The sequence below is a fragment of the Escherichia sp. MOD1-EC5990 genome, from assembly GCF_002965285.1.
GTDB lineage: Bacteria > Pseudomonadota > Gammaproteobacteria > Enterobacterales > Enterobacteriaceae > Escherichia > Escherichia coli_F.
The window spans coordinates 184,594-207,625 of the sequence record NZ_PTRV01000002.1 but is presented as its reverse complement, the minus strand read 5'-3'; the positions used below and the strand labels follow the sequence as shown (position 1 = coordinate 207,625).

The following is a 23,032-nucleotide window of genomic DNA, read 5'->3' as shown; positions in this document are numbered from 1 at the left end:
ACACTAAAAATATCGCATTGAGTGATTTTCACGCTCATATCAAGCGGTGACATTAACTATGGTAAAGGAGACGCTTATATGTTTCGTTGGGGCATCATATTTCTGGTTATCGCGTTAATCGCCGCCGCACTTGGGTTTGGTGGTCTGGCCGGTACTGCTGCAGGCGCAGCTAAAATTGTCTTTGTCGTCGGGATTATTCTGTTCCTGGTGAGTTTGTTCATGGGCCGAAAACGACCCTAGATTTCAGACCATTAAGAAAATTTTATCCAAAGCCAGTCCAGCGGACTGGCTTTTGCGGTTTTAGCGAATAATAAATTGCGTTACTTTGTCATTCTTTCACAACAAAACAGGAAGGCAGAGGTGGGGCAGCGAATACCTGTAACGCTTGGTAATATTGCGCCGTTGTCGCTAAGGCCGTTCCAGCCTGGACGAATAGCTCTGGTGTGCGAAGGCGGCGGGCAGCGTGGAATTTTCACAGCTGGCGTGCTGGATGAGTTTATGCGCGCGCAGTTTAATCCTTTCGATCTTTATCTCGGCACATCTGCCGGGGCGCAGAACCTCTCGGCGTATATCTGCAATCAGCCCGGTTACGCGCGCAAAGTCATCATGCGCTATACCACAAAACGCGAATTTTTCGATCCATTGCGCTTTGTCCGTGGAGGAAATCTTATCGATCTCGACTGGCTGGTGGAGGCCACCGCAAGCCAGATGCCGTTGCAAATGGACACCGCAGCGCGGCTATTTGACAGCGGCAAATCGTTTTATATGTGCGCCTGTCGTCAGGATGACTACGCGCCGAATTACTTTTTACCAACCAAACAAAACTGGCTGGATGTGATTCGCGCCTCCAGTGCAATACCTGGCTTTTATCGTAGCGGAGTGTCGCTGGAAGGCATTAATTACCTGGATGGCGGGATCAGTGATGCGATCCCGGTTAAAGAGGCGGCAAGGCAGGGCGCAAAAACGTTGGTCGTTATCCGCACTGTGCCGTCACAAATGTACTATACGCCGCAGTGGTTCAAACGCATGGAACGCTGGCTGGGTGACAGTAGCCTGCAGCCGCTGGTCAATCTGGTGCAGCATCATGAAACCAGCTATCGTGAGATTCAGCAATTTATTGAGAAACCACCGGGCCAGTTGAGGATATTCGAAATTTATCCGCCGAAGCCATTACATAGTATCGCGCTCGGCAGTCGGATTCCGGCGCTGCGTGAAGACTATAAACTTGGGCGTTTATGCGGGCGTTATTTTCTGGCAACGGTCGGTAAGTTATTGACTGAAAAAGCGCCGCTGAGCCGCCATCTGGTGCCGGTGGTGACGCCGGAGTCGATCGTTATTCCGCCTGCACCCGTCGCCAACGATACGCTGGTTACCGAGGTGATAGACGCTCCACAGGCGAACGACCCGACATTTAACAATGAGGATTTGGCTTGATTTGCCGTTTTATCGACACCCACTGCCATTTTGATTTCCCGCCGTTTAGTGGCGATGAAGAGGCCAGCCTGCAACGCGCGGCACAAGCGGGCGTAGGCAAGATCATTGTTCCGGCCACCGAGGCGGCAAATTTTGCCCGCGTGCAGGCGTTAGCGGAAAATTATCAACCGCTGTATGCCGCTTTAGGGTTGCATCCGGGGATGTTGGAAAAACATAACGATGCATCGCTGGATCAGTTACAGCAGGCGTTGGGAAGACGTCCGACGAAGGTGGTGGCGGTGGGGGAGATCGGCCTGGATCTCTTTGGTGACGATCCGCAATTTGAGAGGCAGCAGTGGTTGCTTGATGAACAACTGAAACTGGCGAAACGCTACGATCTGCCGGTGATCCTTCATTCACGGCGCACGCACGACAAACTGGCGATGCATCTTAAACGCCAAAATTTGCCACGCACTGGTGTGGTTCATGGTTTTTCTGGCAGCCTGCAACAGGCCGAACGGTTTGTGCAGCTGGGCTACAAAATTGGCGTAGGCGGTACTATCACCTATCCACGCGCCAGTAAAACCCGCGATGTCATCGCAAAGCTGCCGCTGGCATCGATGTTGCTGGAGACCGACGCACCAGATATGCCGCTCAATGGTTTTCAGGGGCAGCCTAATCGCCCTGAACAGGCCGCCCGTGTGTTTGCCGTGCTGTGCGAGTTACGCCCGGAACCCGCGGATGAGATTGCCGAAGTGTTGCTTAATAACACGTATGCGGTGTTTAACGTTCGTGGGTAGTCTGCCCTTCGTAAGCCGGATAAGGCGTTCACACCGCATCCGGCAGTCGACGCACAATGCCTGATGCGACGCTGACGCGTCTTATCATGCCTACAAGTCTGTGCCGAACCGTAGGCCGGATAAGGCGTTCACGCCGCATCCGGCAGTTGGCGCACAATGCCTGATGCGACGCTGACGCGTCTTATCATGCCTACAGGTCTGTGCCGAACCGTAGGCTGTCACAAATACAGCGCCGGAAATATCAACCGGCTCACCCCGTGCTCCCGTAACGCATCAGCCAATTGCTCAACGTCTTCCGGCGTGGCGCTCGCCCAGCTTTGCGCCTCGCCATACACGCCGTGGGCATGAAACGCGTTCAGGCGTACCGGAACATCGCCAAGTCCCTTGATAAACGCCGCCAGCTCATCGATATGCTGCAAATAATCCACGTGGCCTGGGATTACCAGCAAACGCAGTTCTGCCAGTTTGCCGCGCTCGGCAAGCAGACTAATGCTGCGCTTGATCTGCTGATTATCGCGTCCGGTTAGCTGTTGATGGCACGCGCCACCCCACGCTTTGAGGTCGAGCATCGCGCCGTCGCATACCGGGAGTAATTTTTCCCAGCCGGTTTCGTTCAACATGCCGTTACTGTCCACCAGACAGGTGAGATGACACAGTTGTGGATCATTTTTGATAGCAGTAAACAGCGCCACCACAAACGGCAACTGGGTCGTGGCTTCACCGCCGCTTACCGTTATCCCTTCAATAAACAGCACCGCTTTGCGGACGTGACTAAGCACCTCGTCCACGTTCATGGATTGCGCCATCGGCGTAGCGTGTTGTGGACACATCTTCAGGCAGGTATCACACTGCTCGCAGACGGCTGCGTTCCACACTACTTTGCTGTTAACAATCTGCAACGCCTGATGCGGACACTGTGGCACGCACTCCCCGCAATCATTACAGCGCCCCATTGTCCACGGATTGTGACAGTTTTTGCAGCGCAGATTACAGCCCTGTAAAAACAGAGCCAGACGACTGCCTGGCCCGTCAACGCAGGAGAAGGGGATAATCTTACTGACTAAAGCGCATCTGCTGTTCATGGCTTATAACGCGCGGCTGGCGTTCCAGAATACGAGTGTTGCGTGCGGCTTCTTCTCCCAGCCAGGTGGTATTGGTACGTGAACCTTCGGCACGATATTTTTCTAAATCCGACAAACGCACCATATAACCGGTAACGCGAACCAGATCGTTACCGCTGACATTGGCGGTAAATTCACGCATTCCGGCTTTAAAGGCACCGAGGCAAAGCTGTACCAGCGCCTGCGGATTACGTTTGATAGTTTCGTCGAGCGTCAGAATGTCGCTGATTCCAGAGTAATAATAAGCATGATGCGGGGCGACGGTTTGCAGATGGGTAATCGGATCTGGCTCATCACCATACGGCAAGCGTGCGCCCGGCGTGGTGCCAATATCAGAACTGATCCCCGACTGTGCGTGTAGCATGGCGCGATTTTGCCAGCCATATTTCACGGGGGTATTGGCGACAAACTCCGCCAGTTGCGCGCTAATGCGATAACCCACTTCATTTGCGGCGGCTTCTTTACCGTAACGCGCGGCAACTCCTTCTTTTTCACACAGCAAGTTAACCGCTTCCGCCAGCCCATACATGCCAAACATTGGCACAAAACGTTCAGGGTTAATCAGCCCTTCTTTCACCAGGAAGCTATTCTCAAAGAAGTGTGATTGTTGATAGAGGAATTCACACCGCGCATCGATGATGGCGATTTGCTGCTGGCAGTAGTGCGGTAGAGTGCGCGTAAAGAAATCATCCAGCGATTCACTGCGCTCGGCAATGGCTTTCAGGTTAAGGCGTACCAGCGTGCTGCCACCACCCGCCAGCGGCAGTGAGTTGTAACAGCTCACAATCCCGTAGCCCCCTTTTGTGAAAATTTTATCATGCACGGGACCGTTGGCGATGTGCGGTTTGCTACATTCACAGATGTTTTTCGCCACTTCCAGCAGCAGGTCATCAGGGGTGATTTCAGGATCGTAGATAAAAGTCAGGTTCGGTGAAACCTGCTTCAGCTCTGAATCTGCCCGTAAAATCGCACGGGTAATGGGCGAATCAGACGGGCCAATATTGGCGTGCATAAAGGCATCTGGCAGGGTTCTATCGAGGTAACGCCAGAAACGTTTTATTCGAATATCGATCTCGTTTTGTGTTAGAATTCTAACATACGGTTGCAACAACGCATCCAGTTGCCCCAGGTAGACCGGCATCGATGTGACCGAAGGAACGTGGTGGTAAAGAATGGTCAGCAGAGAGAGTGCGTCATCAAGATCTTTTGCGCCTTCCAGCTCCAGCCATTCGGAACCGTTGGCCAAAAAACGGGCGTAATCGGGTAAGACATAGCGCGGTTTATACGGCGCATGACCTTCAAACATATCGCAGATTACACCTTCATCCAGCGCGCGGCGGGCTTCGGCAGGAAGCTGTGGGTAAGGCAGATTGTTTTCTGCTTCCAGCGCCAGAAAATGGCGCTTCTGCTCCGGGCTAAGTACCGGACTGGTGACAATTTGCTGGCAACGTTGTTGCAGTGCATTTTCATGAGAAGTGGGCATCTTCTGTTCCTTTTTATGCCGAAGGTGATGCGCCATTGTAAGAAGTTTCGTGATGTTCACTTTGATCCTGATGCGTTTGCCACCACTGACGCATTCATTTGAAAGTGAATTATTTGAACCAGATCGCATTACAGTAATGCAATTTTGTAAGTAGATTTCCTTAATTGTGATGTATATCGAAGTGTGTTGCGGAGTCGATGTTAGAATACTAACAAACTCGCAAGGTGAATTTTATTGGCGACAAGCCAGGAGAATGAAATGACTGATCTGAAAGCAAGCAGCCTGCGTGCACTGAAATTGATGGACCTGACCACCCTGAATGACGACGATACCGACGAGAAAGTGATCGCTCTGTGTCATCAGGCCAAAACTCCGGTCGGTAATACCGCCGCTATCTGTATCTATCCTCGCTTTATCCCGATTGCTCGCAAAACGCTGAAAGAGCAGGGCACCCCGGAAATCCGTATCGCTACGGTAACTAACTTCCCACACGGTAACGACGACATCGAAATCGCGCTGGCAGAAACCCGTGCGGCAATCGCCTACGGTGCCGATGAAGTTGATGTGGTGTTCCCGTACCGTGCACTGATGGCGGGTAACGAGCAGGTTGGTTTTGATCTGGTGAAAGCCTGTAAAGAGGCTTGCGCAGCAGCGAATGTACTGCTGAAAGTGATCATCGAAACCGGCGAACTGAAAGACGAAGCGCTGATCCGCAAAGCGTCTGAAATATCCATTAAAGCGGGTGCTGATTTCATCAAAACCTCTACCGGTAAAGTAGCAGTGAACGCGACGCCGGAAAGCGCGCGCATCATGATGGAAGTGATCCGTGATATGGGCGTAGAGAAAACCGTTGGTTTCAAACCGGCGGGCGGCGTGCGTACTGCGGAAGATGCGCAGAAATATCTCGCGATTGCAGATGAACTGTTCGGTGCTGACTGGGCTGATGCGCGTCACTACCGCTTTGGTGCTTCCAGCCTGCTGGCAAGCCTGCTGAAAGCGCTGGGCCACGGCGACGGTAAGAGCGCCAGCAGCTACTAAGCTGCCTTTTGCCAGAGGGTGGATGCTATGGGTCGAGTACCCCTGTAGGCCTGATAAGATGCGTCAGCATTGCATCAGGCAATAACAACATCCGCCATCTGGCAACAACGCCTTCAAACTTATTCCACGGGAGGTTACCTTGTTTCTCGCACAAGAAATTATTCGTAAAAAACGTGATGGTCATGCGCTGAGCGATGAAGAAATTCGCTTCTTTATCAACGGCATTCGCGACAACACTATCTCCGAAGGGCAGATTGCCGCCCTCGCGATGACCATTTTCTTCCACGATATGACAATGCCGGAGCGTGTCTCGCTGACCATGGCGATGCGAGATTCAGGAACCGTTCTCGACTGGAAAAGCCTGCATCTGAATGGCCCGATTGTTGATAAACACTCCACCGGCGGCGTCGGCGATGTGACTTCGCTGATGTTAGGGCCGATGGTGGCTGCCTGCGGCGGCTATATTCCGATGATCTCCGGTCGCGGCCTCGGCCATACTGGCGGTACGCTCGACAAACTGGAATCCATCCCTGGCTTCGACATCTTCCCGGATGACAACCGTTTCCGCGAAATTATTAAAGATGTTGGCGTGGCGATTATCGGCCAGACCAGCTCGCTGGCTCCGGCGGATAAACGTTTCTATGCGACCCGCGACATTACCGCAACCGTGGATTCCATCCCGCTTATCACCGCCTCGATCCTGGCGAAGAAACTGGCGGAAGGTCTGGATGCGCTGGTGATGGACGTGAAAGTCGGTAGCGGCGCGTTTATGCCGACCTACGAACTCTCTGAAGCCCTTGCCGAAGCGATTGTTGGCGTGGCTAACGGTGCTGGCGTGCGCACCACCGCGCTACTCACCGACATGAATCAGGTGCTGGCCTCCAGTGCCGGTAACGCGGTTGAAGTTCGTGAAGCGGTGCAGTTCCTGACTGGTGAGTATCGTAACCCGCGTCTGTTTGATGTCACGATGGCACTGTGCGTGGAGATGTTGATCTCCGGCAAACTGGCGAAAGATGACGCCGAAGCGCGCGCGAAATTGCAGGCGGTGCTGGACAACGGTAAAGCGGCAGAAGTCTTTGGTCGTATGGTAGCGGCACAAAAAGGCCCGACCGACTTCGTTGAGAACTACGCGAAGTATCTGCCGACAGCGATGCTGACGAAAGCAGTCTATGCTGATACCGAAGGTTTTGTCAGTGAAATGGATACCCGCGCGCTGGGAATGGCAGTGGTTGCAATGGGCGGCGGTCGCCGTCAGGCATCTGACACCATCGATTACAGCGTCGGCTTTACTGATATGGCGCGTCTGGGCGACCAGGTAGACGGTCAGCGTCCGCTGGCGGTTATCCACGCGAAAGACGAAAACAGCTGGCAGGAAGCGGCGAAAGCGGTGAAAGCGGCAATTAAACTTGCCGATAAAGCACCGGAAAGCACACCGACTGTCTATCGCCGTATCAGCGAATAACGGTATACTGATCTGATCATTTAAATTTGAAGCACTGAGTACGGAGAACATATGAAACGTGCATTTATTATGGTGCTGGACTCATTCGGCATCGGCGCTACAGAAGATGCAGAACGCTTTGGTGACGTCGGGGCTGACACCCTGGGTCATATCGCAGAAGCTTGTGCCAAAGGCGAAGCTGATAATGGTCGTAAAGGCCCGCTCAATCTGCCAAATCTGACCCGTCTGGGGTTGGCGAAAGCACACGAAGGTTCTACCGGTTTCATTCCGGCTGGAATGGACGGCAACGCTGAAGTTATCGGCGCGTATGCATGGGCGCACGAAATGTCATCCGGTAAAGACACCCCGTCTGGTCACTGGGAAATCGCCGGTGTCCCGGTTCTGTTTGAGTGGGGATACTTCTCCGATCACGAAAACAGCTTCCCGCAAGAGCTACTGGATAAACTGGTCGAGCGCGCTAATCTGCCGGGTTACCTCGGTAACTGCCACTCTTCCGGTACGGTCATTCTGGATCAGCTGGGCGAAGAGCACATGAAAACCGGCAAGCCGATTTTCTATACCTCCGCTGACTCCGTGTTCCAGATTGCTTGCCACGAAGAAACTTTCGGTCTGGATAAACTCTACGAACTGTGCGAAATCGCCCGTGAAGAGCTGACCAACGGCGGCTACAACATCGGTCGTGTTATCGCTCGTCCGTTTATCGGCGACAAAGCCGGTAACTTCCAGCGTACCGGTAACCGTCATGACCTGGCTGTTGAACCGCCAGCACCGACCGTGCTGCAGAAACTGGTTGATGAAAAACACGGCCAGGTGGTTTCTGTCGGTAAAATTGCAGACATCTACGCTAACTGCGGCATCACCAAAAAAGTGAAAGCGACCGGCCTGGACGCGCTGTTTGACGCCACCATCAAAGAGATGAAAGAAGCGGGTGATAACACCATCGTCTTCACCAACTTCGTTGACTTCGACTCTTCCTGGGGTCACCGTCGCGACGTTGCCGGTTATGCTGCGGGTCTGGAACTGTTCGACCGCCGTCTGCCAGAGCTGATGTCTTTGCTGCGCGATGACGACATCCTGATCCTCACTGCTGACCATGGTTGTGATCCGACCTGGACCGGTACTGACCATACCCGTGAACACATTCCGGTACTGGTTTACGGCCCGAAAGTAAAACCGGGTTCGCTGGGGCACCGTGAAACTTTCGCGGATATCGGCCAGACTCTGGCAAAATATTTTGGTACTTCTGATATGGAATATGGCAAAGCCATGTTCTGATGGATTTGGGCGGAGCAGTGACTCCGCCTTTAATATGTCACAAAAAGGATAAAATGATGGCTACTCCACACATTAATGCAGAAATGGGCGATTTCGCTGACGTAGTTTTGATGCCAGGCGACCCGCTGCGTGCGAAGTATATTGCTGAAACTTTCCTTGAAGATGCTCGTGAAGTGAACAACGTTCGCGGTATGCTGGGCTTCACCGGTACTTACAAAGGCCGCAAAATTTCTGTAATGGGCCACGGTATGGGTATCCCGTCCTGCTCCATCTACACTAAAGAACTGATCACCGATTTCGGCGTGAAGAAAATCATTCGCGTTGGTTCCTGTGGTGCAGTTCTGCCGCACGTAAAACTGCGTGACGTAGTGATTGGTATGGGTGCCTGCACCGATTCCAAAGTTAACCGCATCCGTTTTAAAGACCATGACTTTGCAGCTATCGCTGACTTCGACATGGTGCGTAACGCAGTAGATGCAGCTAAAGCACTGGGCATTGATGCGCGCGTTGGTAACCTGTTCTCCGCTGACCTGTTCTACTCTCCGGACGGCGAAATGTTCGACGTGATGGAAAAATACGGCATTCTCGGTGTGGAAATGGAAGCTGCTGGTATCTACGGCGTCGCTGCAGAATTCGGCGCGAAAGCCCTGACCATCTGCACCGTGTCTGACCACATCCGCACTCACGAGCAGACCACTGCCGCTGAGCGTCAGACCACCTTCAACGACATGATCAAAATCGCACTGGAATCCGTTCTGCTGGGCGATAAAGAGTAATTGTGTTTCGCTGAAAGGCGATTGTCGTGTGAAGCCGGAGCGGGAGACCGCTCCGGCTTTTTAGTATTTATTCATCAATAGCAACTGATTTATAGATTCACTATTATTTTTCATATGGATAGAAAATTAAATCCATTCGAGTATCTATTCACGAATCTATTCATTTATGTTCAGCCGTCATCCAGTAAGGGCATATCAGCAACTCTGGCAGACAACCATAAATTCCTGCCATTTTGTTTTTGATGTTTGAACTAAGCCGTTCCGTCTTTTCGATTTGTTTTAGAGAATTAATCGAGATACCCAACATTTTACTAACTTCAGCAAGTGATAGTTTATGCCTGATACGCACGGCGGTTAGCCAGGATATACCCTGGCTGAACATTAAATTGATAATCTCCCGTTCCTGGTTCTTCAGATCGATCATATTTCCTTCCCTGGATATTTTAATCAGCGAGTTACCGCACCGCCCCTGCCATCCACGTCGACAACTCCCTTAGCTCTTTTTCCTGTTCAGGGAAGTCAACCAACAGCGCTTCACACTCTTGTTGCAGCATGTCAGCGCGGTACAGGCAGCCTTGCAGTCGTCCGGCGAGAGCTTCCAGAGGTGCGGGGTTGAGGCTATCGGTAAACACCTGGGCGCGGGTGATATGGCCTTTTTCGACGTCGAAATGCAGTTCTACGCCGCCCCAGGTAAAGCGTTCATCCAGCAGATGCGAGAACGCTGGAGCCTGTCCGAAATTCCATTCCCAGCTACTCTGGCGGGCAAAGGTTTCGGCGAAGTTCGGCAAGTCCGGCGTTTTGTCCGGGGAGATAATTTCCGCTTCTACACGCTCGCCATAATGGGCGAAAAAGGCCTCGGTTATGGCTTCGCAAACCTGCTCGTGGGTAATTCCCGGCAGCAATTCGGTCAGATTGGTCACGCGGGAACGTACCGACGTAATGCCTTTCGCCGCCAGTTTCTTTTTATCCGGGTTGAGATAGTTTGCCAGGCGGCTAAGGTCGGCATTGAGTAGCAAGGTGCCGTGATGGAAGCCACGATCTTTGGTTTCGCGATAGGCCGAGCCTGAGACTTTACGGTCGCCTTCGGCGGTTTTCACCACCAAATCGTTACGTCCGGACGCTTCGGCGCTGACACCGAGCGCGTTCAGTGCATTGAGCACAATCGAGGTGGAGATCGTTTTATCGTATTCCGGCTTGCCAGCCATGAAGGTAAAACAGGTATTGCCGAGATCGTGGAACACCGCGCCGCCACCGCTACTGCGCCGTGCCAGGCGAACGTTATCTTCTTCCATCCGCCGGGTATTACACTCTTTCCACGGGTTCTGCGCGCGACCAATCACTACCGTGTCGGCATTGCGCCAGAGAAACAAAACGCGCTGCGTGGCGGGCATCTGGCGAAAAATACACTCCTCCACCGCCAGGTTAAACCACGGATCGTAAGAGTCAGAGATGAGCAGGCGTAATGTGGACATAACGATTTCCTTTCTTGTAGTAATGGGTCACTCTTTTTTCTCGCTTTCTTCCTCTTCCGGCACCGGTTTGCTGGCGGTTAACAGGAAGGGGGATTGCTGCCAGCGGGTGCGTTTACCCTGTAGCAGCGTGCGGGTCAGCACTACGCCGATTGCCAGCGAGAGCAACAACATCAGGCGTAAAATGTTAGTGGTGTTATCCACCTGTTGAGCTTCGGTGGCGAGCGTATGGGTGTCGAGCGTCAGGCGCAGATAGCCAAGCGGACCATTTTTCCCTGCAATGGGTTCGACAATCTGCTGGTTAAAATAGCCGCCCGCTTTTTTACCGTCGAGCGCCAGCCGGTCGCGCACTTCGACGCTTTCGCCAGAACGTGCGATAAGATCGCCTTGTTCGTCATACACACCCGCGTCGAGGATACGGCTTTCATCCGTTAACTGATCGAGGATCGCCTGAATGCGTTTTTCATCCGGTGAGTCGGTACGCATCAGCGGTGCAACGTTCAGCGTCACCTGCCGCGCCAGGGTGCGGGCCAGTTCTTCCAGCTGCGGATTACGCTGTCGCTGGTGGTTTTGACTAAACCATGATGCCCCCTGCATCAGCGCCACTAACAAGGCAAGACAGAACAGGACAATCACTGCCCGATGCAGCCGGAATTTCAGTTTTGTGCGAGCCATCTTCCACCCTTTGAAAATTTGAGACTTAATGTTGCCAGAAGCAATGGATACAAGGTAGCCTCATGCGTTATTTTCCCTGCTTCGAACGATTTTACAGGAGCCTTAATGCCTAACATTACCTGGTGCGACCTTCCTGAAGATGTCTCTTTATGGCCAGGTCTGCCTCTTTCATTAAGTGGTGATGAAGTGATGCCACTGGATTACCACGCAGGTCGTAGCGGCTGGCTGCTGTATGGTCGTGGGCTGGATAAACAACGTCTGACCCAGTACCAAAGCAAACTGGGCGCAGCGATGGTGATTGTTGCCGCCTGGTGCGTGGAAGATTATCAGGTGATTCGTCTGGCAGGTTCGCTTACCGCCCGGGCTACGCGCCTGGCCCATGAAGCACAACTGGATGTCGCGCCGCTGGGGAAAATTCCGCATCTGCGCACGCCAGGTCTGCTGGTGATGGACATGGATTCCACCGCCATTCAGATTGAATGTATTGACGAAATTGCCAAACTGGCCGGAACCGGCGAGATGGTGGCGGAAGTAACCGAGCGGGCGATGCGCGGCGAACTCGATTTTACCGCCAGCTTGCGCAGTCGAGTGGCAACGCTGAAAGGCGCTGACGCCAATATTCTGCAACAGGTGCGTGAAAATCTGCCGCTGATGCCAGGCTTAACGCAACTGGTACTCAAGCTGGAAACGCTGGGCTGGAAAGTGGCGATTGCCTCCGGCGGTTTTACCTTCTTTGCCGAATACCTGCGCGATAAGCTGCGCCTGACCGCCGTAGTAGCCAATGAACTGGAGATCATGGACGGTAAATTTACCGGTAATGTGATTGGCGACATTGTAGACGCTCAGTATAAAGCGAAAACCCTGACCCGCCTGGCGCAGGAGTATGAAATCCCGCTGGCGCAAACCGTGGCGATTGGCGATGGTGCCAACGACCTGCCGATGATCAAAGCGGCAGGTCTGGGGATTGCCTACCATGCCAAGCCAAAAGTGAATGAAAAGACGGAAGTCACCATCCGTCACGCTGACCTGATGGGGGTATTCTGCATCCTCTCTGGCAGCCTGAATCAGAAGTAATTGTCCGCCCGTCATCCTGCGGGCGGCACAGTATTAACGAGGTACACCGTGGCAAAAGCTCCAAAACGCGCCTTTGTTTGTAATGAATGCGGGGCCGATTATCCGCGCTGGCAGGGGCAGTGCAGCGCCTGCCATGCCTGGAACACCATCACCGAGGTGCGTCTTGCTGCGTCGCCAACGGTGGCGCGTAACGAGCGTCTCAGTGGCTATGCCGGTAGCGCCGGGGTGGCAAAAGTCCAGAAACTTTCCGATATCAGCCTTGAGGAGTTGCCGCGTTTTTCAACCGGATTTAAAGAGTTCGACCGCGTATTAGGCGGTGGGGTGGTGCCGGGAAGCGCCATTCTGATTGGCGGTAATCCAGGCGCAGGGAAATCCACGCTGCTACTGCAAACGCTGTGCAAACTGGCCCAGCAGATGAAAACGCTGTATGTCACCGGCGAAGAGTCGCTGCAACAGGTGGCAATGCGCGCTCATCGCCTCGGCCTGCCGACTGACAATCTCAATATGTTGTCGGAAACCAGCATCGAACAGATCTGCCTGATTGCCGAAGAAGAGCAACCGAAGCTGATGGTAATTGACTCCATCCAGGTGATGCATATGGCGGATGTACAATCATCACCTGGCAGCGTGGCGCAGGTGCGTGAAACGGCGGCTTATCTGACGCGCTTCGCCAAAACGCGTGGCGTGGCGATTGTCATGGTGGGGCACGTAACCAAAGATGGTTCGCTGGCAGGCCCTAAAGTGCTGGAACACTGTATCGACTGCTCGGTGCTTCTGGACGGCGATGCCGATTCCCGTTTCCGCACCTTACGCAGCCATAAAAACCGTTTCGGCGCGGTGAATGAGCTGGGCGTCTTCGCGATGACTGAACAGGGACTGCGTGAAGTTAGCAACCCTTCCGCCATCTTCTTAAGTCGCGGCGATGAAGTGACCTCCGGCAGCTCAGTGATGGTGGTGTGGGAAGGAACGCGTCCGCTGCTGGTGGAGATCCAGGCGCTGGTCGATCACTCGATGATGGCGAATCCACGCCGCGTCGCAGTAGGGCTGGAGCAAAACCGTCTGGCAATCCTGCTGGCGGTGCTGCACCGTCACGGTGGGTTGCAAATGGCCGATCAGGATGTGTTTGTGAATGTGGTCGGTGGCGTGAAGGTAACCGAAACCAGTGCCGATTTAGCGTTACTGCTGGCGATGGTTTCCAGCCTGCGCGACAGACCACTACCGCAGGATCTGGTGGTGTTTGGTGAAGTCGGGCTGGCAGGGGAGATCCGCCCGGTGCCCAGCGGCCAGGAGCGGATTTCTGAAGCGGCGAAACATGGTTTTCGGCGGGCGATTGTTCCGGCAGCCAACGTGCCGAAAAAAGCGCCGGAAGGGATGCAGATTTTTGGCGTTAAAAAACTCTCCGACGCGCTTAGCGTGTTCGACGACTTATAATGAGAGATACGGAGGGAGATATGTCGTCATTTGATTATCTGAAAACTGCCATCAAGCAACAGGGCTGTACGCTACAGCAGGTGGCTGATGCCAGCGGTATGACCAAAGGGTATTTAAGCCAGTTACTGAATGCCAAAATTAAAAGCCCCAGCGCGCAAAAGCTGGAGGCGTTGCACCGTTATTTGGGACTTGAATTTCCCCGGCAGAAGAAAACTATTGGTGTTGTATTCGGTAAGTTTTACCCGCTGCATACCGGACATATCTACCTTATCCAGCGTGCCTGTAGTCAGGTTGACGAACTGCATATCATTATGGGCTTTGACGATACCCGCGACCGCGCGTTGTTCGAAGATAGCGCCATGTCGCAGCAGCCCACGGTGCCGGATCGTCTGCGCTGGTTATTGCAAACTTTTAAATATCAGAAAAATATTCGCATTCATGCTTTCAACGAAGAGGGCATGGAGCCGTATCCGCATGGCTGGGATGTGTGGAGCAACGGCATCAAAAAGTTTATGGCTGAAAAAGGGATCCAGCCGGATCTGATCTACACCTCGGAAGAAGCCGACGCGCCGCAGTATATGGAACATCTGGGGATCGAAACGGTGTTGGTCGATCCGAAACGCACCTTTATGAGTATCAGCGGTGCGCAGATCCGCGAAAACCCGTTCCGCTACTGGGAATATATTCCCACCGAAGTGAAGCCGTTCTTTGTGCGCACCGTGGCGATCCTCGGCGGCGAATCGAGCGGTAAATCCACCCTGGTAAACAAACTTGCCAATATCTTCAACACTACCAGTGCATGGGAATATGGTCGCGATTATGTCTTTTCGCATCTTGGCGGCGATGAGATTGCATTGCAGTATTCCGACTACGATAAAATCGCGCTTGGACACGCTCAATATATTGATTTTGCAGTAAAATATGCCAATAAAGTGGCGTTTATCGACACCGATTTTGTGACAACTCAGGCGTTCTGCAAAAAGTACGAAGGGCGCGAGCATCCGTTCGTACAGGCGCTGATCGATGAATACCGTTTTGATCTGGTGATTCTGCTGGAGAACAACACGCCGTGGGTGGCGGATGGTTTACGCAGTCTCGGCAGTTCGGTGGATCGCAAAGAGTTCCAGAACTTGCTGGTGGAGATGCTGGAAGAGAACAATATCGAATTTGTGCGGGTTGAAGAAGACGATTACGACAGCCGTTTCCTGCGCTGCGTGGAGCTGGTGCGGGAGATGATGGGGGAGCAGGGATAATCATCTTTATAAGATGTTGAGTGATATTACTGATTCAAAAGTGTACTTAGTACTCCATTTTGGTGTACAATGTACCTGCCAGGGAGGGGTAATGGGCAAGGCGATAATATTTATAGAGACGCCAATGTTTACGCGTCAGATCAAGCAGATTGCAACCGATGATGAATTAAAGGAATTGCAAAAAGAACTCATCGGAACTCCCGATAAAGGTGATCTCATTCAGCAGACTGGTGGATTGCGTAAAGTCCGAATGGCTGCGGGTTCACAGGGAAAAAGTGGCAGTGTCAGAATAATTTACTTTCTGGCGACGGAAGAGATTATTTATTTGATTATGGCCTATCCGAAGAATGCCAAAGACAGTCTGACAGATACGGAAAAAGCTCAACTAAAGAAGTTGACGAAACTGCTCAAAGGTGAGGTATAAAATGAGTTTTTTTGATGAGTTGAAAACCTCTCTGGAAGAGGCTGTCGAGATTAAACAAGGTTTAAAAGAACCTGCACGGGTGACCCGCTACGAAATTGCGGATGTTAAAGCTATTCGTGAGCAACTCAACGTTTCGCAAAGTGAGATGGCAAAAGCTCTGGGAACCAGTGTGGATACCATTAAAAGCTGGGAATCGAAGCGAAGAAATCCTACGGGATTGGCTGCAAAAGTACTTGCCACAATTAAAGAAAATCCTGCCTTTTTCCGGGAACTTGCCTCCCATTAATCATTTAACTATTACCGGATGCGATGCTGGCGCGCCGCATCCGGCATTTTACGCATTACTTCGCAATACGCTTGTACTTGATACGCTTCGGCTCCAGCGCGTCTGCGCCCAGCGTGCGTTTCTTGTACTCTTCGTACTCGGTAAAGTTACCTTCAAAGAACTCAACTTTACCTTCATCCTGGTAATCCAGAATGTGTGTGGCGATACGGTCGAGGAACCAACGGTCGTGCGAGATAACCATCGCGCAGCCCGGGAACTCCAGCAGGGCGTTTTCCAGCGCACGCAGGGTTTCGATATCCAGGTCGTTGGTCGGTTCGTCGAGCAGCAGCATGTTGCCGCCAACCTGCAGCAGCTTCGCCAGATGCAGACGACCACGCTCACCACCGGAGAGTTCGCCAACGCGTTTACCCTGATCAACCCCTTTAAAGTTAAAGCGGCCAACGTAGGCGCGGCTTGGCATCTCGGTGTTACCGATCTTCATGATATCCAGCCCGCCGGAAACTTCTTCCCAAACGGTTTTGCTGTTATCCATTGAGTCACGGAACTGATCGACAGATGCCAGTTTCACCGTTTCACCTAAAGTGATGGTGCCGCTGTCTGGCTGTTCCTGACCAGAGATCATACGGAACAGGGTTGATTTACCCGCGCCGTTCGGACCGATGATCCCGACGATCGCCCCTTTAGGGATCGAGAAGCTCAGATCATCAATCAGCAGACGATCGCCGTAAGATTTACGCAGGTTGCTGACTTCCAGCACTTTATCGCCCAGACGCGGTCCAGGTGGAATAAACAGTTCGTTGGTTTCGTTACGTTTCTGATATTCGGTGCTGTTCAGCTCTTCAAAGCGCGCCAGACGTGCTTTACCTTTCGACTGACGGCCTTTAGTTCCCTGACGTACCCACTCCAGCTCTTTCTCGATCGACTTACGACGCGCTGCTTCTTGTGAAGCTTCCTGCGCCAGACGCTGATCTTTCTGCTCCAGCCAGGAGGAGTAGTTACCTTCCCACGGAATACCTTCACCGCGGTCAAGTTCGAGGATCCAGCCTGCAACGTTATCGAGGAAGTAACGGTCGTGGGTAATCGCCACCACGGTGCCCTCGAAGTCGTGCAGGAAGCGTTCCAGCCACGCTACGGATTCGGCATCCAGGTGGTTGGTCGGTTCGTCGAGCAGCAGCATGTCTGGTTTTTCCAACAGCAGGCGGCACAATGCCACGCGACGACGCTCACCACCGGAAAGGTTAGCGATTTTCGCGTCCCAGTCCGGCAGACGCAGCGCATCCGCCGCACGCTCCAGCTGAACGTTCAGGTTATGACCGTCATGAGCCTGAATGATCTCTTCCAGACGGCCTTGTTCAGCGGCCAGCTTGTCAAAATCGGCATCCGGATCGGCGTACAGCGCATACACTTCATCCAGACGTTTCAGAGCGTTAACCACTTCAGAAACCGCTTCTTCAATGGACTCACGCACGGTGTGTTCCGGGTTCAGCTGAGGTTCCTGCGGCAGGTAACCAATCTTGATGTCTGGCTGCGGACGCGCTTCACCTTCGATGTCTTTATCAATGCCCGCCATAATGCGCAGCAGGGTAGACTTACCCGCGCCGTTCAGACCCAGGACACCAATTTTTGCCCCAGGGAAGAAACTCAGAGAGATGTTTTTCAAAATATGACGTTTCGGCGGAACAACTTTGCCGACACGATGCATGGTATAAACGAATTGAGCCACGTTGGACTTCGCCTCTATGTTTATCGTGATGATGAGTTTTCAAAGGCGAAGTGTAGCCTGTTTCCTTATCTAATCCCAGCCGGTCGATCACCCTCGCAGTAAAAGTAAAAAAGTGTCCGTAACGTGGCGTAAACGGCAATGACTGGTTAGCATAAATCTATTACGCGGCATGACGCTGCATTGATGTATTGACACTTAGAGGATGCGCTTGTGGAAAAAGCCAAACACGTTACCTGGCGGCTGTTGGCTGTCGGTGTCTGTCTGCTGACGGTCAGCAGCGTGGCGCGAGCCGACTCACTGGATGAGCAGCGTAGCCGTTACGCGCAAATTAAGCAGGCCTGGGATAATCGACAAATGGATGTGGTCGAACAAATGATGCCTGGACTGAAGGATTATCCACTTTATCCCTATCTGGAATACCGCCAGATCACCGATGACCTGATGAATCAACCGGCGGTGACGGTCACTAACTTTGTTCGCGCTAACCCCACGCTTCCTCCCGCTCGCACGCTGCAATCTCGTTTCGTCAATGAACTGGCGCGGCGTGAAGACTGGCGTGGTTTGTTAGCCTTTAGCCCGGAAAAGCCCGGAACTACCGAAGCGCAATGTAATTACTACTATGCGAAATGGAACACCGGGCAGAGTGAAGAAGCCTGGCAAGGGGCGAAAGAGCTGTGGCTAACCGGCAAGAGCCAGCCTAACGCCTGTGACAAGTTATTTAGCGTCTGGCGTGCGTCAGGCAAACAAGATCCGCTGGCGTATCTGGAGCGTATCCGTCTGGCGATGAAAGCGGGTAACACAGGCCTGGTGACAGTGCTGGCAGGGCAGATGCCTGCTGATTACCAGACTATCGCCTCGGCGATTATTTCTCTGGCGAACAACCCTAATACGGTACTGACCTTCGCGCGTACAACCGGTGCGACCGATTTTACCCGTCAAATGGCGGCGGTGGCGTTTGCCAGCGTGGCGCGGCAGGATGCTGAAAATGCACGGCTGATGATTCCATCGCTTGCTCAGGCACAGCAGCTTAATGAAGATCAGATTCAGGAACTGCGCGATATCGTCGCCTGGCGTTTGATGGGCAACGATGTCACCGACGAGCAGGCGAAATGGCGCGATGACGCCATTATGCGCTCGCAATCCACCTCGTTGATTGAACGCCGAGTGCGGATGGCGCTTGGCACTGGCGATCGGCGTGGCCTGAATACCTGGCTGGCGCGTTTGCCGATGGAAGCGAAAGAGAAAGATGAATGGCGTTACTGGCAGGCCGATTTATTGCTGGAACGCGGACGCGAAGCTGAAGCGAAAGAGATTCTGCATCAACTCATGCAACAGCGTGGTTTCTACCCGATGGTTGCTGCACAGCGCATCGGCGAAGAGTATGAGCTGAAGATTGATAAAGCGCCGCAGAATGTTGACAGCACCCTGACTCAGGGGCCGGAGATGGCGCGCGTGCGCGAGTTGATGTACTGGAATCTCGATAACACCGCGCGCAGCGAGTGGGCCAATCTGGTGAAGAGCAAGTCAAAAACAGAGCAGGCACAGCTGGCACGGTATGCTTTCAACAACCAATGGTGGGATCTCAGCGTTCAGGCGACGATCGCCGGGAAGTTGTGGGATCATCTGGAAGAACGATTCCCACTGGCCTACAACGATCTCTTCGAACGTTACACCAACGGCAAAGACATCCCGCAAAGCTATGCAATGGCGATTGCCCGTCAGGAGAGCGCCTGGAATCCGAAAGTGAAGTCACCGGTAGGGGCCAGCGGGCTGATGCAGATTATGCCTGGTACGGCGACCCATACGGTGAAGATGTTCTCTATTCCTGGCTACAGCAGCCCTGGGCAATTGCTGGATCCGGAAACGAACATCAACATCGGCACCAGTTACCTGCAATATGTTTATCAGCAGTTTGGCAATAACCGTATTTTCGCCTCAGCAGCTTATAACGCCGGACCTGGACGAGTGCGCACCTGGCTCGGCAACAGCGCTGGTCGTATCGACGCAGTGGCATTTGTCGAGAGTATTCCGTTCTCCGAGACGCGCGGTTATGTGAAGAACGTGCTGGCTTATGACGCTTACTACCGCTATTTCATGGGGGATAAACCAACGTTGATGAGCGCCACGGAATGGGGACGTCGTTACTGATCCGCACGTTTATGATATGCTATCGTACTCTTTAGCGAGTACAACCGGGGGAGGCATTTTGCTTCCCCCGCTAACAATGGCGACATATTATGGCCCAACAATCACCCTATTCAGCAGCGATGGCAGAACAGCGTCACCAGGAGTGGTTACGTTTTGTCGACCTGCTTAAGAATGCCTACCAAAACGATCTCCATTTACCGTTGTTAAACCTGATGCTGACGCCAGATGAGCGCGAAGCGTTGGGGACTCGCGTGCGTATTGTCGAAGAGCTGTTGCGCGGCGAAATGAGCCAGCGTGAGTTGAAAAATGAACTCGGCGCGGGCATCGCGACGATTACGCGTGGATCTAACAGCCTGAAAGCCGCGCCCGTCGATCTGCGCCAGTGGCTGGAAGAGGTGTTGCTGAAAGATCACTGATACACGGCATTATGAAACGGACTCAGCGCCAGGATCACCGCCTGGTGATAGACGCTGGCGCGAGTGAGCTTCCCGGCGGTAAATACGCCGATTGCACCTTCTTTACGGCCAATTTCATCAATGCCGGTATAACGCGACATCACAGGGCCGAGCGCCTCGCCTTCACGCACTTTCTCCAGAATCACCTCAGGCAACGGCAAAGTTGCCGAACGCGCTTCGCCACGCTGGCTGGCGTTTTCAATCACCACCCAACTGAAGGTGCTGTCACCATCAATGCCAGCTTCAATCGCCACCCAAAAATCAGCCTCTGGATGTAAACAGCGAGCATTTGCCACCCGATTTCGTGCGCCAGCGCGCGTTTCCTCACTACCAAAGGGCTGTTCCGGTACACCGCTCTCGACGGCAACGGATGCAATATGGCAGGATCCTTCGCCGAAGATCTCGTGAAATGCCTGCAGAATGGCCTGAATTTTAGCGGGATTGGTGGTCGCACAGACAACTTGGTGCATAATCAGCATTACTCAGAAAATTAACGTTACAGCAGTATACGGAAAAAAAGCATGTTACAGGTATACCTAGTCCGCCACGGTGAAACGCAGTGGAACGCCGAGCGACGTATTCAGGGCCAGTCTGACAGCCCGCTGACTGCCAAAGGTGAGCAACAGGCGATGCAGGTGGCGACCCGTGCCAAAGAGCTTGGCATTACGCATATCATCAGTAGCGATTTAGGGCGCACCCGCCGCACGGCGGAAATCATCGCCCAGGCCTGCGGCTGTGACATCATCTTTGATTCTCGCCTGCGTGAATTAAATATGGGTGTACTGGAAACAAGAAATATCGATTCACTCACCGAAGAAGAAGAAAACTGGCGTCGGCAGCTGGTCAATGGCACTGTCGACGGACGTATTCCTGAAGGCGAGTCTATGCAGGAGCTCAGCGATCGTGTCAATGCGGCACTGGAATCTTGTCGGGAATTACCGCAGGGAAGCCGACCGCTGCTGGTGAGCCACGGTATTGCACTGGGATGCCTGGTGAGTACGATTCTCGGATTACCAGCATGGGCAGAGCGTCGCTTACGTCTGCGTAACTGTTCTATTTCGCGCGTGGATTATCAGGAAAGCTTGTGGCTGGCGTCTGGCTGGGTGGTTGAAACCGCAGGGGACATCTCGCATCTGGACGCCCCTGCATTAGATGAGCTGCAGCGTTAACGACGGATCGGAATCAGCAGTTCACAGCGCAGATTAATTGGGCGATCTCCCGCTTTGGCATCTTCTGCCGGGTAGTATCGCTCAATATCCTGACCTTTACGGCGCGTCAGGTTAAGCATTGGCATGCACGTTCCGTATACCGTCAGGATAAACTCCTGCACGCCTGTTCCCAGACCTTCATAGGTAAACATCACATATTCACCGCCTTGCAGCATCACAGGATGCCCGGTCAATACATAGCCATCTGCCTGATCCTGGGCTAATGCGGTGGTATAGAACACCTCTTGCTCGTCGTCTTTATCCTGGCTCGGACGCGTTTCATTCAGGCCGTAGAGCACAGGCGGAATGGTCGGCGCGTTGCCAAGAAAATCGTGCCAGAACTGATAACGCATTTCATGGCGGAAATCAGAGATTTGTTCCAGCGAACAGGAGTAACTCTGGGTAACACCAATCAGCGGCGTATCTTCCAGCGTCACAAATTTGTGCTCTGGCATGGTGAATTCACCCAGACGTAGCGGCGGGCGAATACCAAAGGCGCTCCATTCAGGAGAACGGCGGTAAAGAGCAGGAGTTTGGGCAAACTGCTTCTTGAATGCGCGAGTAAATGTCTGTTGAGAGTCGAAGCGGTATTGCAGCGCGATATCCAGAATCGGACGCGCAGTCAGGCGTAGTGCGACCGCCGATTTCGACAAACGACGAGCACGAATATACGCGCCAATAGCATGACCAGTGACATCTTTAAACATTCTCTGTAAGTGCCACTTGGAATAACCTGCTTTCGCCGCTACATTGTCGAGCGACAGGGGCTGATCCAGATGACCTTCCAGCCAGATTAAAAGGTCGCGAATAATGCCGGCCTGATCCATAAAATATCCTCATCCTTTCAACAACGAGCACCTGACATCAGGTAATTGGATAATAGCATTTTTTGCTGTTTTAGCATTCAGTGTTTTTTTCTTAGTCGAGTATGTTTTAGGTCTTGACGGAAATAAAAGTATTGAGATTTTGTTCTTAATCAATATGTTATTTATCGTGGTGAACTAATTGCTCATGTCATAGATAAAAATGGTAACAATATGAAATACAAGCATTTGATTCTGTCTTTAAGCCTGATAATGCTGGGGCCGTTGGCTCATGCAGAAGAGATTGGTTCGGTCGACACTGTATTTAAAATGATCGGTCCTGATCACAAAATTGTCGTAGAAGCCTTTGACGATCCCGATGTGAAAAATGTCACCTGCTATGTGAGCCGGGCGAAAACCGGCGGTATTAAAGGGGGATTGGGCCTGGCGGAAGATACTTCCGATGCGGCTATTTCTTGTCAGCAAGTCGGGCCGATTGAACTGTCAGATCGCATTAAAAACGGCAAAGCTCAGGGCGAGGTAGTATTCAAAAAACGCACGTCCCTGGTCTTTAAGTCGTTACAGGTCGTGCGCTTTTATGACGCCAAACGCAACGCGCTCGCTTATCTGGCTTACTCCGACAAAGTCGTAGAAGGTTCGCCGAAAAACGCGATTAGCGCGGTTCCTGTCATGCCGTGGCGGCAATAACAGAGGC

General features: G+C 52.8%; 24 protein-coding genes. 16 read left to right on the top strand and 8 right to left on the bottom strand.

Translation table 11 applies throughout. The features are described 5' to 3' along the window. The first annotated feature begins 78 nt into the window (after nucleotides 1-78). From BEB42_RS03120 to BEB42_RS03110, 3 genes are all read left to right on the top strand, one after another. Nucleotides 79-240, top strand: a complete 162-nt coding sequence (locus BEB42_RS03120; RefSeq protein ID WP_000490275.1) for a DUF1328 domain-containing protein — start codon at nucleotides 79-81, stop codon at nucleotides 238-240. A 120-nt stretch (nucleotides 241-360) separates the two neighbouring features. Beyond that, a complete protein-coding gene (locus BEB42_RS03115) occupies nucleotides 361-1,434 on the top strand; it encodes a patatin-like phospholipase family protein (RefSeq protein ID WP_000531528.1) in 1,074 nt (357 codons plus the stop codon). After that, entirely contained in the window at nucleotides 1,431-2,213 is a 783-nt protein-coding gene (locus BEB42_RS03110) for a metal-dependent hydrolase (protein WP_000563038.1), read from the top strand. Before BEB42_RS03115 ends, BEB42_RS03110 begins: the two co-directional genes overlap by 4 nt. A gap of 218 nt (nucleotides 2,214-2,431) precedes the next feature. Here the strand turns inward: BEB42_RS03110 and BEB42_RS03105 are convergent, their stop codons facing one another. Both BEB42_RS03105 and BEB42_RS03100 read right to left on the bottom strand, forming a co-directional pair. Continuing rightward, nucleotides 2,432-3,295, bottom strand: a complete 864-nt coding sequence (locus BEB42_RS03105) for a YjjW family glycine radical enzyme activase (RefSeq protein ID WP_105267158.1) — start codon at nucleotides 3,293-3,295, stop codon at nucleotides 2,432-2,434. Then, nucleotides 3,267-4,817 (bottom strand): YjjI family glycine radical enzyme, encoded by a 1,551-nt coding sequence (locus BEB42_RS03100; RefSeq protein WP_105267157.1) that lies wholly within the window; start codon nucleotides 4,815-4,817, stop codon nucleotides 3,267-3,269. The genes BEB42_RS03105 and BEB42_RS03100 overlap by 29 nt, the downstream gene beginning before the upstream one ends. 258 nt (nucleotides 4,818-5,075) lie before the next feature. Between BEB42_RS03100 and deoC the strand changes: the two genes are divergently transcribed. From deoC to deoD, 4 genes are all read left to right on the top strand, one after another. After that, nucleotides 5,076-5,855: a deoxyribose-phosphate aldolase gene (gene deoC, locus BEB42_RS03095; RefSeq protein WP_001295412.1), complete on the top strand. Its 780-nt coding sequence runs from the start codon at nucleotides 5,076-5,078 to the stop codon at nucleotides 5,853-5,855. Between the two features lie 139 nt (nucleotides 5,856-5,994). Continuing rightward, nucleotides 5,995-7,317: a thymidine phosphorylase gene (gene deoA / locus BEB42_RS03090; RefSeq protein WP_000477811.1), complete on the top strand. Its 1,323-nt coding sequence runs from the start codon at nucleotides 5,995-5,997 to the stop codon at nucleotides 7,315-7,317. A 51-nt stretch (nucleotides 7,318-7,368) separates the two neighbouring features. Continuing rightward, a complete protein-coding gene (gene deoB, locus BEB42_RS03085) occupies nucleotides 7,369-8,592 on the top strand; it encodes a phosphopentomutase (RefSeq protein ID WP_000816471.1) in 1,224 nt (407 codons plus the stop codon). Nucleotides 8,593-8,648: 56 nt separating this feature from the next. Next, a complete protein-coding gene (deoD, locus tag BEB42_RS03080; protein WP_000224877.1) occupies nucleotides 8,649-9,368 on the top strand; it encodes a purine-nucleoside phosphorylase in 720 nt (239 codons plus the stop codon). Nucleotides 9,369-9,528: 160 nt separating this feature from the next. Here deoD and BEB42_RS03075 read toward each other — a convergent pair whose 3' ends face one another. The 3 genes from BEB42_RS03075 to BEB42_RS03065 are packed head-to-tail and all read right to left on the bottom strand — an operon-like array spanning nucleotide 9,529 to nucleotide 11,512. Next, nucleotides 9,529-9,792 carry a sigma factor-like helix-turn-helix DNA-binding protein gene (locus tag BEB42_RS03075; protein ID WP_000566246.1) on the bottom strand — a complete coding sequence of 88 codons (264 nt, stop codon included), beginning with the start codon at nucleotides 9,790-9,792 and terminating at the stop codon, nucleotides 9,529-9,531. Between the two features lie 31 nt (nucleotides 9,793-9,823). Further along, nucleotides 9,824-10,840: a lipoate--protein ligase LplA gene (lplA, locus tag BEB42_RS03070; RefSeq protein WP_000105852.1), complete on the bottom strand. Its 1,017-nt coding sequence runs from the start codon at nucleotides 10,838-10,840 to the stop codon at nucleotides 9,824-9,826. 27 nt (nucleotides 10,841-10,867) lie between these two features. Further along, the gene (locus BEB42_RS03065; protein WP_000124615.1) at nucleotides 10,868-11,512 is read right to left on the bottom strand and encodes a YtjB family periplasmic protein; all 645 of its coding nucleotides are present in this window, start codon (nucleotides 11,510-11,512) and stop codon (nucleotides 10,868-10,870) included. Between the two features lie 105 nt (nucleotides 11,513-11,617). Here BEB42_RS03065 and serB point away from each other — a divergent pair, with 105 nt between their 5' ends. The 5 genes from serB to nadS all read left to right on the top strand — a co-directional run bounded on the left by serB (nucleotide 11,618) and on the right by nadS (nucleotide 15,980). Further along, a complete protein-coding gene (gene serB / locus BEB42_RS03060; protein WP_001132956.1) occupies nucleotides 11,618-12,586 on the top strand; it encodes a phosphoserine phosphatase in 969 nt (322 codons plus the stop codon). Nucleotides 12,587-12,634: 48 nt separating this feature from the next. After that, the gene (gene radA, locus BEB42_RS03055; protein WP_001029698.1) at nucleotides 12,635-14,017 is read left to right on the top strand and encodes a DNA repair protein RadA; all 1,383 of its coding nucleotides are present in this window, start codon (nucleotides 12,635-12,637) and stop codon (nucleotides 14,015-14,017) included. A 20-nt stretch (nucleotides 14,018-14,037) separates the two neighbouring features. After that, nucleotides 14,038-15,270 carry a multifunctional transcriptional regulator/nicotinamide-nucleotide adenylyltransferase/ribosylnicotinamide kinase NadR gene (gene nadR / locus BEB42_RS03050; RefSeq protein WP_000093833.1) on the top strand — a complete coding sequence of 411 codons (1,233 nt, stop codon included), beginning with the start codon at nucleotides 14,038-14,040 and terminating at the stop codon, nucleotides 15,268-15,270. A gap of 91 nt (nucleotides 15,271-15,361) precedes the next feature. Further along, the gene (locus tag BEB42_RS03045) at nucleotides 15,362-15,694 is read left to right on the top strand and encodes a type II toxin-antitoxin system RelE/ParE family toxin (protein WP_000513551.1); all 333 of its coding nucleotides are present in this window, start codon (nucleotides 15,362-15,364) and stop codon (nucleotides 15,692-15,694) included. A 1-nt stretch (nucleotide 15,695) separates the two neighbouring features. Next, complete coding sequence (gene nadS, locus BEB42_RS03040; RefSeq protein WP_000007436.1) at nucleotides 15,696-15,980, top strand: NadS family protein; 285 nt, start codon at nucleotides 15,696-15,698, stop codon at nucleotides 15,978-15,980. Between the two features lie 55 nt (nucleotides 15,981-16,035). On the opposite strand, the gene ettA is transcribed toward nadS, so the two are convergent. After that, the gene (gene ettA / locus BEB42_RS03035) at nucleotides 16,036-17,703 is read right to left on the bottom strand and encodes an energy-dependent translational throttle protein EttA (RefSeq protein WP_000046749.1); all 1,668 of its coding nucleotides are present in this window, start codon (nucleotides 17,701-17,703) and stop codon (nucleotides 16,036-16,038) included. 210 nt (nucleotides 17,704-17,913) lie between these two features. Here ettA and sltY point away from each other — a divergent pair, with 210 nt between their 5' ends. Next, nucleotides 17,914-19,851: a murein transglycosylase gene (sltY, locus tag BEB42_RS03025; protein WP_000409430.1), complete on the top strand. Its 1,938-nt coding sequence runs from the start codon at nucleotides 17,914-17,916 to the stop codon at nucleotides 19,849-19,851. Between the two features lie 89 nt (nucleotides 19,852-19,940). Then, nucleotides 19,941-20,267, top strand: a complete 327-nt coding sequence (trpR, locus tag BEB42_RS03020; RefSeq protein ID WP_000068675.1) for a trp operon repressor — start codon at nucleotides 19,941-19,943, stop codon at nucleotides 20,265-20,267. On the opposite strand, the gene yjjX is transcribed toward trpR, so the two are convergent. Beyond that, complete coding sequence (gene yjjX / locus BEB42_RS03015; RefSeq protein ID WP_022646480.1) at nucleotides 20,261-20,776, bottom strand: inosine/xanthosine triphosphatase; 516 nt, start codon at nucleotides 20,774-20,776, stop codon at nucleotides 20,261-20,263. The two genes, trpR and yjjX, sit on opposite strands and share 7 nt — an antisense overlap. A gap of 51 nt (nucleotides 20,777-20,827) precedes the next feature. Between yjjX and gpmB the strand changes: the two genes are divergently transcribed. Further along, nucleotides 20,828-21,475, top strand: coding sequence for a 2,3-diphosphoglycerate-dependent phosphoglycerate mutase GpmB (gene gpmB / locus BEB42_RS03010; protein ID WP_000942351.1), 648 nt, complete (start codon nucleotides 20,828-20,830; stop codon nucleotides 21,473-21,475). Here the strand turns inward: gpmB and robA are convergent. Next, the gene (gene robA, locus BEB42_RS03005; RefSeq protein ID WP_000371666.1) at nucleotides 21,472-22,341 is read right to left on the bottom strand and encodes an MDR efflux pump AcrAB transcriptional activator RobA; all 870 of its coding nucleotides are present in this window, start codon (nucleotides 22,339-22,341) and stop codon (nucleotides 21,472-21,474) included. The two genes, gpmB and robA, sit on opposite strands and share 4 nt — an antisense overlap. 210 nt (nucleotides 22,342-22,551) lie before the next feature. Here robA and creA point away from each other — a divergent pair, with 210 nt between their 5' ends. Next, nucleotides 22,552-23,025 (top strand): protein CreA, encoded by a 474-nt coding sequence (gene creA / locus BEB42_RS03000; protein WP_000875487.1) that lies wholly within the window; start codon nucleotides 22,552-22,554, stop codon nucleotides 23,023-23,025. Nucleotides 23,026-23,032 lie beyond the last annotated feature (7 nt).